The organism is Waltera sp. (assembly GCF_046969025.1).
GTDB classification, from domain to species: Bacteria; Bacillota; Clostridia; order Lachnospirales; family Lachnospiraceae; genus Acetatifactor; species Acetatifactor acetigignens.
Window position 1 is genome coordinate 121,827 of the sequence record NZ_JBKVQF010000007.1, and the last position, 11,640, is coordinate 133,466.

Below are 11,640 nucleotides of genomic sequence, written 5' to 3' on the forward strand. Positions count from 1 at the left end.
TTGTTGGAATTCAAAATGTCCTGCTGCGAGAAAACGGAGGAATTTTTATGCTTACATCACTGGGACTGATCTTTTTACTGGGATTACTCATGGCGGCGGTCTGCCAGAGGATTCACCTGCCCCGTATTATCGGGATGCTGCTTACGGGTATTATTCTGGGGCCTTATGTGTTGGATCTGCTGGATGTGTCAATCCTGAATATCTCATCGGAACTGCGGCAGATCGCGCTGATCATCATTTTATTGAAGGCCGGATTATCATTGGATCTGAAGGATCTGAAAAAAGTGGGCCGCTCCGCAGTCATGCTGGCTTGTGTTCCTGCCACTTGCGAACTGCTGGCTTTTGTGATATTTGCACCCATGATCCTTAACATCAGCAGAGTGGATGCAGCGGTCATGGGAGCAGTTCTGGCAGCAGTGTCACCTGCGGTTGTGGTGCCGCGGATGGTGTATCCCATGGAGAACAGCTATGGTACGGAGAAAAGCATTCCGCAGATGATTCTGGCCGGGGCTTCCTGTGATGACATCTATGTCATAGTATTGTTTTCCACTTTTGTTGGAATGGCACAGGGTGGACAGGTCAATGCCCTGGATTTTGTGAATATCCCGGTATCGATCCTGACGGGTGTGTTGTTCGGTGCATTGGTGGGTTGGCTGCTGGGGCAGCTTTTTGAACTGTTGTACCGAAAGGGCAGTTATGTGCGCAACAGCATGAAAGTTATTATCATCATGGGGGTATCTTTCTTATTAATGGCGCTGGAAACGCTGTTAAAGGGAACTGTGGCCTTTTCCGGCCTGTTGGCGGTGGTGAGCATGGCCTGCGCGCTGAAAATACGGGCACCTAGGGAAGTCACCGGCAGACTGTCTGCTAAATTCGGTAAACTGTGGCTGGCAGCGGAGGTAGTGCTGTTCGTACTGGTGGGCGCGGCAGTGGATATCCGCTATACTATGGAAGCTGGACTGGCAGCCATAGGAATGATCCTGTTGGCATTGATATTCCGCTCCATTGGCGTGACACTGTGCCTGTTAGGAACGAATCTGAATAAGAAGGAGCGCCTGTTTTGCATGATCGCCTATCTGCCGAAGGCTACGGTGCAGGCCGCCATCGGTTCCGTGCCCCTGGCCATGGGATTGCCCTGCGGCAAGATCGTTCTGTCCGTGGCGGTGCTGGCGATCCTGATTACGGCACCCTTGGGAGCACTGGGAATGGATGCCACATACCGGAAGCTGCTTCAGAAAAATGGAGATAATAATATCATTTGACAGCCATCCGGCACGTGATCGAGTCCCGGAAGGAAGCCGCAAAAACGTCCACAACATCTACACCATAAGAACCGCAGGCACGCTCTCGCTCTGGCGCAGAACGTAGCGGTACATAATTGACCCCAATACGGTCAATAAGTACCGACGTCTGCTTACAGCCTGCTTGTCCTTATGGTGTAGATGTTGTAGCGCAAACTACGAATATCCAATGCAAAACCCCGGCAGCTACAACAACTGCCGGGGTTTTAAGGAGGATAGAAATCGTTTTAAACTATGTACATCAGGTTTATTAACCCATGGTAATAACTACGTTGTACTCTTCTTTGCCCTTTTCGTAAGGAATGATGTGTCCGTCTACTGCCTTGCCATCCACGGTCATGGATGCGACACCCTTTTCCACGTTCTGAGGGTTCTTTACCTGAATGTGATAGGTGCCCTCACGGAACTTACGGGTGATGGAGAAATCACCGAAGCCCTTGGGAATACAAGGATCTACGGACAATCCCTGATGAGTGGGATATACACCCAGTATGTATTGGGAGATATTTACGAAAGTCCATGCAGCAGTACCGGTCAGCCAGCTGTTCTTTGCCTCACCGTGGAATTTTGCATCCTTACCGGCTACCATCTGGGAATATACATAAGGCTCGGTACGATGGATCTCACTGATATCCTCAATGTATGCGGGACAGGTCTTGCGGTAGATCTCGAAAGCTCTGTCACCTCTGCCCAGAACGGTCTCTGCGATGGATACCCAGGGATTGTTGTGGCAGAAGATACCGGCATTCTCCTTATATCCGGGGGGATAAGAGGATACTTCACCAAGTTCGAGGTGATACTCCGTGTATGCAGGTTGTAAGATCATGACACCATACTTGGTATCCAGTCTCTCTTTTACAGAATTCAATGCCTTTTCGGCAAGTCCTTCCTTCACACCGACACCGGCCAGTACGCAGAAGCCTTGAGGCTCGATGTAGATCTGACCTTCGCGGCATTCCCTGGAACCTACTTTGTGGCTGTATGCATCGTAAGCACGTACGAACCAGTCGCCGTCCCAACCATCCTTCAGGATCGCATCGTACATTGCCTGTACTTCCTTACGTGCGCGGGCTGCTTCGGCATCGTCACCCATCAGCTCGCACAGCTGAGCATATTCTTCGCCGTATTTTACGAACATACCGGCAATGAATACGGATTCTGCAACGGGTCCTTCACTGGGACCGAAGGTCTGGAAAGATTCTCCGGGATGAGCGGAGAAGCAGTTCAGGTTCAGACAGTCATTCCAGTCGGCACGGCCGATCAGAGGCAGATTGTGAGGGCCTTTGTGGTTGATGATATAGTCTAAGGAGCGTTTTAAGTGATCCATCAGAGGAGCAGCTACGCTCATATCGTTGTCAAAAGGAACCATCTGGGTCAGGATGGAGGTATCGCCGGTCTCTCTTACATAAGCACTGGTACCTGCAATGAGCCACAGAGGATCATCATTGAAGCCACTGCCGATATCGGAGTTGCCTTTCTTGGTCAGAGGCTGGTACTGATGGTAAGCACTACCGTCCTGGAACTGGGTGGAAGCGATATCAATGATACGCTCTCTTGCACGGTCCGGAATCAGATGTACGAAACCGAGCAGATCCTGACAGGAATCACGGAAACCCATACCACGGCCGATTCCGGATTCGTAATAGGAAGCGGAACGGGACATGTTGAAAGTAACCATACACTGATACTGGTTCCAGGTGTTGACCATACGGTTGACTTTCTCGTCAGCGGAATCTACCGTGTAGCGTGCCAGCAGCTGTTTCCAGTAAGTCTGTAATGCTGCAAAAGCCTCATCTACCTGTGCATCGGTCTGGTATTTTGCCAGCATTTCTTTGGCACGGGTCTTGTTGATCACACCGTAGGATTCCCATTTCTCGTCTTCGGGGTTCTCGATGTAGCCCAGAACGAAGATAAAGGTCTTGGTCTCACCGGCTGCCAGATCCACGTTGATCTGATGGGAAGCGATGGGAGACCAGCCGCTTGCCATGGAATTCGTGCACTTGCCGTTCTCTACAGCTTCGGGAGAATCAGCCCCCCTGTAAGCACCCAGGAAAGCATCTCTGCTGGTATCGAAACCGTCAATCTTCGTATTTACGGAATAGATCGCATAATGATTACGACGCTCACGGTACTCGGTCTTGTGATAAATGGTGGAATCCTGTACCTCGACCTCACCGGTGCTTAAGTTACGCTGGAAGTTCTTCATATCATCGTCAGCGTTCCACAGACACCACTCTACATAAGAGAATACGGACAGCTTCTTGTCCTCGGAGCTACCGTTGGTCAGGGTCAGCTGGGAGATCTCACAGTTATCGTTCAGAGGAACGAAGGAGAGCACGGAAGCCTTGACACCGTTCTTGGAAGAGGTGAAGCGGCTGTAACCGATACCGTGACGGCACTCGTAAGAATCCAGCTCGGTCTTCGTGGGCTGCCAGCCGGGGTTCCATACGGTGTCCCCGTCCTTAATGTACAGATATTTACCGTTGATGTCGGCCGGTACGTTATTATAACGATAACGGGTCAGACGCAGCAGCTTTGCATCTTTATAGAAAGTATATCCGCCGCAGGTGTTGGATATCAGACTGAAAAACTCATTGCAGCCCAGGTAGTTGATCCAGGGAAGCGGAGTCTTGGGAGTGGTGATGACATATTCCTGATGCACATCATCAAAATGACCATACTTCATAAGAAAATCTCCTTCTTTCATGTTGTTGTATGTTGAGTGTTTGTTTTTTCGTTGCGGAGTGCTTAATGTTAAGTAAACGATTAAGTGCTCCGGATTTCTGATTTGTATTATACAGAAGCAAAGGGAAAAATGCAATACGAATCTTGAAAAAGCCCGTAAAATGCGCAATGTATACAAAAACAGTGGGGAAACATGGGCAGAAGATACAAAATGAAAGAACCTTCGAAACACCGGTTTTACGAAACAAAATAATAGCAAACGTTATCGCACACTTTGCCTTTATATAGAAGAAACACAATCTATGTACAAGCCAAATGTACAAAACAGCCTATCTGAAATTGTTAATTATAGACAAAGTGGATACTTTTTTGAAAAAAACTGCAAAAAAGTATTGCAAAATGCTCAAAGGTGTTATATATTAAAACTACGAAAACGATTAAGTTACAAAACAGGTCGGACGGAATGACGAAGACATGGAACAGGAGAAAGATATGGCATCACTGAAAGACATTTCCAAGATTTGTGGAGTCTCCGTTGCAACTGTCAGCAAGGCACTGAACGACCACAAGGACATTGGAGAAGAAACAAAAGCAAATATCAGACGGGTCGCAAAGGAAATGGGATATTCCCCGAACCTTTCCGCAAGAGCTTTGAAGACGAACAGGACCTACGGCATCGGAGTCCTCTTTGCAGATGAAGCCAGAAGCGGTCTTACCCACGATTACTTTTCCAGTGTGCTGGACAGTTTCAAGAGGACGGCAGAGAAGAGCGGTTACGACATTACATTCATTAATAGCTGCAAGAACCGGCCGGATCGGATGTCCTACCTGGAACACAGTAGGTACAGAGGCTTTGACGGAGTGGTGCTCGCCTGTATTGATTTCGGAGATCCCGAAGTCATCGAATTAGTACAGAGTTCCATCCCGGTAGTCACCATTGACTACCTGTTCAACAATCGTATCGCAATCATGTCGGACAATGTTGCGGGAATGAAAGAACTGCTGGAGTACATATATAGTAGAGGACATAGGAAAATTGCTTATATTCACGGAGCAATGTCAGCGGTTACCTCGGGACGGTTGTCCAGCTTCTACCGGACGGCGGAACGTCTGGGACTGGAGATTCCGGACGAGTATATCAGAGAAGCAGCTTACAGAGACACAACAACAACCTATCGTGTGACCAATGAACTGCTGGATCTCCCGAATCCACCGACATGCATCATCTATCCGGATGACTTTGCTTCTTTCGGAGGCATCAACGCTATCAGACAGAGAGGATTACAGATCCCTGAAGATATCTCGGTAGCAGGCTATGATGGCATACAGGCAGCAAGGCAGTTGGAGCCCAGACTGACCACAGTCCAACAGGACACAGAACAGATCGGCTGCCTGGCAGCCAGAGAACTGATCAGTCTCATTGAGAGACCCAAGACCACCATCATAGAACAGGTCATCGTACCCGGGAAAGTTGCTGAAGGCAAGTCGGTGGCCAGAATTCCGACAGACAATTAATCAGGCATTTATATGGAAGCGACGCAACCGCCGACATATGAATATAAATGCAACAAACACTTACAACAAACATTCAACAAAAAATGGGAGGAAACAAACATGAAGAAAAAAGTACTTAGTGCTTTACTTACAACTGCTATGCTTGCCAGCATGCTGGTAGGTTGTGGCAGCAGCAATGAAGCTCCTGCAGCATCCACCGATGCGGCACCCGCAGCTTCCACCGAAGCTAAGACCGAGGCGCCTGCATCCACCGAGGCAGCAGAGCCTGCAGCAGCAGAAGAAGGCAAAGTCTTCAACATCTACTGCTGGAACGAAGAGTTCAAGAGCCGTCTGACAGATCATTATCCCGGATATGAAGAAGTAGACGGAACCACCGGTAAGATCGGTGACATCACTGTAAAGTGGAACATCACTCCTTCTGATGACAACGCTTATCAGAACAATCTGGATGAAACACTGTTAAAGCAGGCTGATGCAGCAGCTGATGACAAGATCGACCTGTTCCTGATTGAGGCTGACTACGCATTGAAATATGTTGATACCGACTACACAATGCCTGTTAAGGATCTGGGCATCACCGATGCAGATCTGGCTAACCAGTATCAGTACACCAAGGATGTTGTTACCGACTCCAACGGCAATCTGAAGGGTGTTTCATGGCAGGGCTGCCCCGGCGTTCTGATTTACAACCGTGAGGCTGCTAAGGCTGTTCTGGGAACCGATGATCCTGCAGAGGTTCAGAAGTCTGTATCTGATTGGGATACCTTCACCGCAACCGCTGAGAAGATGAAAGCAGCCGGTTACAACATGGTATCTTCCGTAAACGATACTTATCGTGTATACTCCAACAACGTATCCAGCAAATGGGTACAGGATGGCAAGATCGTAATCGATGACAACCTGATGAAGTGGGTTGATGACTCCAAGAAGATGGTTGACGCTAAGGAGACCGGTACCTTTGACCTGTGGTCTGATGACTGGAGCAAAGGCTTCTATCCCGATGGCAAAGTATTCTGCTACTTTGGACCCGCTTGGCTGATCAACTTCTCCATGGCAGCTGATACCGATGGATCTATCGCAAATCAGGGTGGCTGGGGCGCTACTGAAGGACCTCAGGGCTTCTTCTGGGGCGGTACTTGGATCTGCGGTGCTACCGGAACCGACAACGCTTCTCTGGTTAAGGATATCATCCTGAAGATGACCACTGATGAAGACATCATGAAAGAGATCGTTGTAGCTGATGATGATTTCGTAAACAACAAACCCGCTATGGAAGCTATGGCAGCAGATACCTCTTATCAGAGCAAGGTATTGGGCGGACAGAACCCTCTGGCTATGTTCTGCGCAGGCGCTGAGAAGATCGATCTGAGCAACCTGTCTGCATACGATCAGGGATGTAACGAAGAGTTCCAGCATGCTATGAAGAACTACTTCGATGGCAAGGCTTCTCTGGATGATGCACTGAATCTGTTCTACAAGGCTGTAGAAGAGAAGTATCCTGAGCTTACTCACTAATCCGAAATGATAAGCGAATAGCGAAACAATAAGGAATTGAGAACCGTGCCTGCCTGGCTGGTCAGGTAGGCACGGTTTTTCTCTCAAAATTCCCGGTTGGCAGAAGCTTTTTTCAGAAGAAGATAATTAAGAACAAAAAGAAGAGAGCTGCTGCGAGCCTGATCGGAAAAAAGATGGCACGAAAAAACGTAAAGTCGCTAAGAGAGCATGACGGCAAAAGGGAGGAATCATTATGGCAAAGGTAAAACGCGGAAAGGTGGTACGCTATAATAAGTGGGGGTATATTTTCCTGATCCCCTTTGTAGTAGTGTATGTATTATTCCAGTTGATCCCGTTGTTCAGGACATTTTATTACAGTTTTTTTGAAAATTACCGTTCCGGACTGACACAGATCGGACCGAATTTCATCGGATTTGGTAACTATGCAAAGCTGTTGTCCAATCCGGACCTGTGGATGTACACCAAGAATACATTGATCATGTGGGTACTGGGATTTGTACCGCAGATCATCATATCTCTGCTTCTGGGTGCATGGTTCTCGGATCCCAGCCTTAGATTAAAGGGACAGAGATTCTTCAAGACAGTTATCTATCTGCCGAACCTGATCATGGCTTCCGCATTTGCAATGTTGTTCTTCACGCTGTTCTCTGATGGCGGTCCTATCAATGAAATGCTGATGCAGATCGGAATCTTAAAAGGGCCATATCAGTTCCTTACAAACGTATGGAGTACCAGAGGTCTGGTAGCATTGATGAACTTCCTGATGTGGTTTGGTAATACAACGATCCTCCTGATGGCAGGTATGATGGGTATCGATACTTCCCTCTTCGAGGCAGCCGAGGTAGACGGAGCAACCTCTACCCAGGTATTCTTCAAGATTACATTACCTTTGTTGAAGCCGATTCTGATCTACGTAATGATCACATCCCTGATCGGTGGTCTGCAGATGTTCGATGTACCTCAGATTCTGACCAACGGTAAGGGCGATCCTATGAGATCCAGCATGACCCTGATCATGTACCTGAACAACCATTTGTACAGTAAGAACTACGGAATGAGTGGTGCGTTGTCTGTAATGTTGTTCATTATCACAGGTATCCTGAGCTTGATCGTATTTAAGTTCTCGAACAACAAACAGGATAAGTAGGAGGTGGCAGAAATGTTGAGCGTAGAAACAAACGAGACAAAAAAAGGTCTGGGCATTCATGCCAGAAGAGCACTTGCATATATCGTACTGGTTATTATGAGTTTTCTCTGCCTGTTCTGGTTCTATATACTGTTTGTAAATGCAACCAGATCCAAAGGCGAGCTGACACAGGGATTTACCCTGCTGCCCAGCACACATCTGATCCAGAACTGGAAGGGTGTCATGGCAGGAACCCTGCCGATAGTCAGAGGTATGATCAACAGCCTTGTAGTAGCAACCTGCAGTGCTGTGCTGTGTACCTACTTCTCTACCATGACCGCATATGCGATCCATGTATATGATTTTAAGTTAAAGAAGTTCATGTTTACCTTTATCCTGGCAATCATGACCATTCCTACCCAGGTTACCGCACTCGGATTTATCCAGTTGGTAGCTGATATGAAGCTGGAGGATAACTTTATCCCCCTGATCATCCCGGCAATCGCAGCACCTGCTACTTTCTTCTATATGAAGCAGTACATGGAAAGTGCATTGCCCCTGTCTCTGGTAGAGGCAGCCAGAATCGATGGTTCCGGTGAGTTCCGTACATTTAATTCCATCGTATTGCCGCTGATGAAGCCGGCAATCGCAGTGCAGGCGATCTTCACTTTCGTAGCGAACTGGAATAACTACTTCACACCGGCACTGGTTCTGCATGATGACAAGATGAAGACATTACCTATCCTGATCGCTCAGCTGCGTTCCGCAGACTTCCTGAAGTTTGATATGGGTCAGGTGTATGTAACGATTGCATTCTCTATCTTCCCTGTTATCATCGTATACCTGTTCCTTTCCAAGTACATTGTCCAGGGCGTGGCAATGGGAAGCGTCAAGGGTTAATATTTCGCCAGCAACATTCAATACATAAATCTCTCCTGAAAAGCGGCACTCTTCCCCGGAGTGGCGCTTTTCGCTTGCAAAAAAACGGGGAAACGGGTATAAAATAAAGAGAAGGGTGAATGCGTATTTTGAGGAAGAAAGAGGTAATTGCCATGCAGATGTATGAGGTGACAGCACTGGCACCGGAAGGACCGGAGGAAGTCTATCAGGCGATGGTGTTTGCAGAAGATGAAGATGATGCGTTGAACCAGCTGGAGGAACAGCTGAAGGAGCAGGGTATTGCCCATGGAATGTGTATGGCGGAAGAAGTGTAGTGTAAAGTGTGAAAAGAACTTCTAATCACTCAGAGCAAAGGCTCTTTCGCGAAGAAGTTCTATGTTTCGCACGCAAATTTGCGCCAATGCGCAAACTTTGCAGGTTATGGAAGGATGTGAGTGTTGCAAATGGAAAATTCCTATCGTTTTTTTGAGAATAAAGATTGTAAATATTTCCCCTGCCACAAGGGACTTGCAGACTTCAACTGCCTGTTCTGCTACTGCCCCATGTACCGCTTGGAGCACTGCCCCGGGAATCCCAGGTATTTCGAGAAAAATGGCAGACGGATCAAGGATTGCTCGGGCTGCACCTTCCCGCATGATCCGGAGCATTATGATACGATCATGCAGATTCTGCGGGAGGCATAACACATTTTTCTGGAAAATAAACACGTTTTTTGCACATTTTTCTAAAACTAAAAGCCGATAGTCTGTTTTGACAGATTACCGGCTTTTTATGTGCGGAGACGGTGGGATTTGAACCCACGTGCCCGAGAAGGGCTAACGCATTTCGAGTGCGCCCCGTTATGACCACTTCGATACGTCTCCAAAAGATTACAACGTAGATTATTTTATCTGAAAAATAACCGTTTGGCAAGGGGAGAAACGAAAAAACCTAGTAGTTTCTATTGTTTGCGATGGCATTTACCACCTGGCAAGGGAATTACGCTTTTGTAGCGGTAATTTAAAAAAAGATGTTGACAGAACAACATCTGTGTAGTATATTGCATTTAAATACTTTGATAGTCAAAATATTTTACCGACGGTAATATGGAGAAAGCATAAGACCGGTGTTGCAAACATTTATGAATGAAAAGTGAACACGCCGGAGACGACAAAGTAGTAAAGCAAGGTATCAGAAACACAATAATGAAATGCATAAGGAGAGCAAAAACATGTTAGAAAAAGTAGCAGCCATCATCAGAGAACAGTTAAATCAGGAGAATGTAGAGATCACAGAGGCAACCCGTTTCAAGGAGGATCTGGAAGTAGACTCCCTGGATCTGTTTGAGCTGGTAATGGCGTTTGAAGAGGAATATGGTGTATCCATTCCTTCCGAGAAATTGGAAAATATGGCAACAGTAGGTGACGTTATCAGATATATTCAGGAGCAGGCATAAGGACTGCATATCTGCCCTCATGTGGGCTTAGACCTTTTGACCTTGGTATCATCAGAATATGTAATATAACGCAGAATGACGAGAAGGATCAGAAAGACAATGAAAACAAAGATCACGGAACTTCTACAAATAGAATATCCCGTTTTCCAGGGCGGTATGGCCTGGGTGGCAGAACATAAGCTGGCAGCAGCGGTATCAAATGCCGGAGGCTTAGGCATCATCGGTGCCGCTTCTGCTCCGCCTGAGGTTGTCCGGGAGGAAATCCGTAAATGCAAAGAACTGACTGACAAACCCTTCGGCGTGAATATCATGCTGCTCAATCCCAATGCGGAGGATGTAGCGAAGATCGTCGTGGAAGAAGGAGTAAAAGCGGTAACGACTGGTGCTGGAAACCCGGGAAAATTCATGGAACTGTGGAAGAATGCCGGAGTGAAAGTCATTCCGGTGGTAGCCAGTGTGGCTATGGCGAAGATGATGGAGCGTGCCGGAGCGGACGCTGTGGTGGCGGAAGGCATGGAAAGCGGTGGACATATCGGTTCCACCACGACCATGGCGCTGGTTCCGCAGGTAGTGGATGCGGTATCTATCCCGGTGATCGCAGCTGGAGGTATCGCCGATGGCAGAGGAATGGCGGCGGCTTTTATGCTGGGAGCGGAAGGTATCCAGATGGGCACCCGGTTCGTCGCATCAAAGGAATCCATCGTCCATGAAAATTATAAGAATCAGATCATCAAGGCAAAGGATATTGATTCTGTAGTGACGGGAATGTCTACCGGACATCCGGTGCGTTCTTTACGTAATCAGATGACCAGGGAGTATCTGAAGCTGGAAAAAGAGAATGCCGATTTCATGGAACTGGAAAAGCTGACGCTGGGATCTCTCAGGAAGGCAGTGCAGGACGGAGATACCGTAAACGGAACACTGATGGCGGGACAGATTGCAGGCTTGATCCGCAGAGAACAGACCTGCCGTGAGATTATTGAAGAAACAGTACAGCAGGCGCAGGAGTGCATAGCGGCACAAGGACAGCATAAATAAAATATAGCGACAGGTAACCGCTGACAACAGATTTCGAACAGCGACAGGTGGCGTAGTTATATGGAAAACGGCGCATTATAAAAAATGTGCTGTAACCGAGGAGAACAATAGCATCACATAGTAAT

At 47.6% G+C, this 11,640-nt stretch carries 10 protein-coding genes and 1 tRNA gene; 9 read left to right on the forward strand and 2 right to left on the reverse strand.

Going from position 1 to position 11,640, the window contains the following annotated elements:
- Positions 1-47: 47 nt before the first annotated feature.
- The gene (locus tag ACLTOH_RS05610; RefSeq protein WP_412223584.1) at positions 48-1,262 is read left to right on the forward strand and encodes a cation:proton antiporter; all 1,215 of its coding nucleotides are present in this window, start codon (positions 48-50) and stop codon (positions 1,260-1,262) included.
- Positions 1,263-1,551: 289 nt separating this feature from the next.
- Here the strand turns inward: ACLTOH_RS05610 and ACLTOH_RS05615 are convergent, their stop codons facing one another.
- Positions 1,552-3,987 carry a GH36-type glycosyl hydrolase domain-containing protein gene (locus ACLTOH_RS05615; protein ID WP_337544883.1) on the reverse strand — a complete coding sequence of 812 codons (2,436 nt, stop codon included), beginning with the start codon at positions 3,985-3,987 and terminating at the stop codon, positions 1,552-1,554.
- Positions 3,988-4,478: 491 nt separating this feature from the next.
- Between ACLTOH_RS05615 and ACLTOH_RS05620 the strand changes: the two genes are divergently transcribed.
- The 6 genes from ACLTOH_RS05620 to ACLTOH_RS05645 all read left to right on the forward strand — a co-directional run bounded on the left by ACLTOH_RS05620 (position 4,479) and on the right by ACLTOH_RS05645 (position 9,725).
- The gene (locus tag ACLTOH_RS05620; protein WP_022312874.1) at positions 4,479-5,501 is read left to right on the forward strand and encodes a LacI family DNA-binding transcriptional regulator; all 1,023 of its coding nucleotides are present in this window, start codon (positions 4,479-4,481) and stop codon (positions 5,499-5,501) included.
- A 99-nt stretch (positions 5,502-5,600) separates the two neighbouring features.
- Positions 5,601-7,016, forward strand: a complete 1,416-nt coding sequence (locus ACLTOH_RS05625; RefSeq protein ID WP_337770105.1) for a carbohydrate ABC transporter substrate-binding protein — start codon at positions 5,601-5,603, stop codon at positions 7,014-7,016.
- Between the two features lie 232 nt (positions 7,017-7,248).
- Positions 7,249-8,163 carry a carbohydrate ABC transporter permease gene (locus ACLTOH_RS05630; RefSeq protein WP_412223585.1) on the forward strand — a complete coding sequence of 305 codons (915 nt, stop codon included), beginning with the start codon at positions 7,249-7,251 and terminating at the stop codon, positions 8,161-8,163.
- A 12-nt stretch (positions 8,164-8,175) separates the two neighbouring features.
- Positions 8,176-9,042 (forward strand): carbohydrate ABC transporter permease, encoded by an 867-nt coding sequence (locus tag ACLTOH_RS05635; protein WP_412223586.1) that lies wholly within the window; start codon positions 8,176-8,178, stop codon positions 9,040-9,042.
- Between the two features lie 128 nt (positions 9,043-9,170).
- A complete protein-coding gene (locus ACLTOH_RS05640) occupies positions 9,171-9,356 on the forward strand; it encodes a hypothetical protein (RefSeq protein WP_337417256.1) in 186 nt (61 codons plus the stop codon).
- 129 nt (positions 9,357-9,485) lie between these two features.
- On the forward strand, positions 9,486-9,725 hold the full coding sequence (locus ACLTOH_RS05645; RefSeq protein WP_022312878.1) for a cysteine-rich small domain-containing protein: 240 nt from the start codon (positions 9,486-9,488) through the stop codon (positions 9,723-9,725).
- A 93-nt stretch (positions 9,726-9,818) separates the two neighbouring features.
- Here the strand turns inward: ACLTOH_RS05645 and ACLTOH_RS05650 are convergent.
- Positions 9,819-9,905, reverse strand: a tRNA-Ser gene (locus ACLTOH_RS05650).
- 347 nt (positions 9,906-10,252) lie between these two features.
- Between ACLTOH_RS05650 and acpP the strand changes: the two genes are divergently transcribed.
- Positions 10,253-10,477: an acyl carrier protein gene (gene acpP / locus ACLTOH_RS05655; protein WP_412223588.1), complete on the forward strand. Its 225-nt coding sequence runs from the start codon at positions 10,253-10,255 to the stop codon at positions 10,475-10,477.
- A gap of 99 nt (positions 10,478-10,576) precedes the next feature.
- The gene (fabK, locus tag ACLTOH_RS05660; protein ID WP_022312880.1) at positions 10,577-11,515 is read left to right on the forward strand and encodes an enoyl-[acyl-carrier-protein] reductase FabK; all 939 of its coding nucleotides are present in this window, start codon (positions 10,577-10,579) and stop codon (positions 11,513-11,515) included.
- The last annotated feature ends 125 nt before the right edge of the window (positions 11,516-11,640 follow it).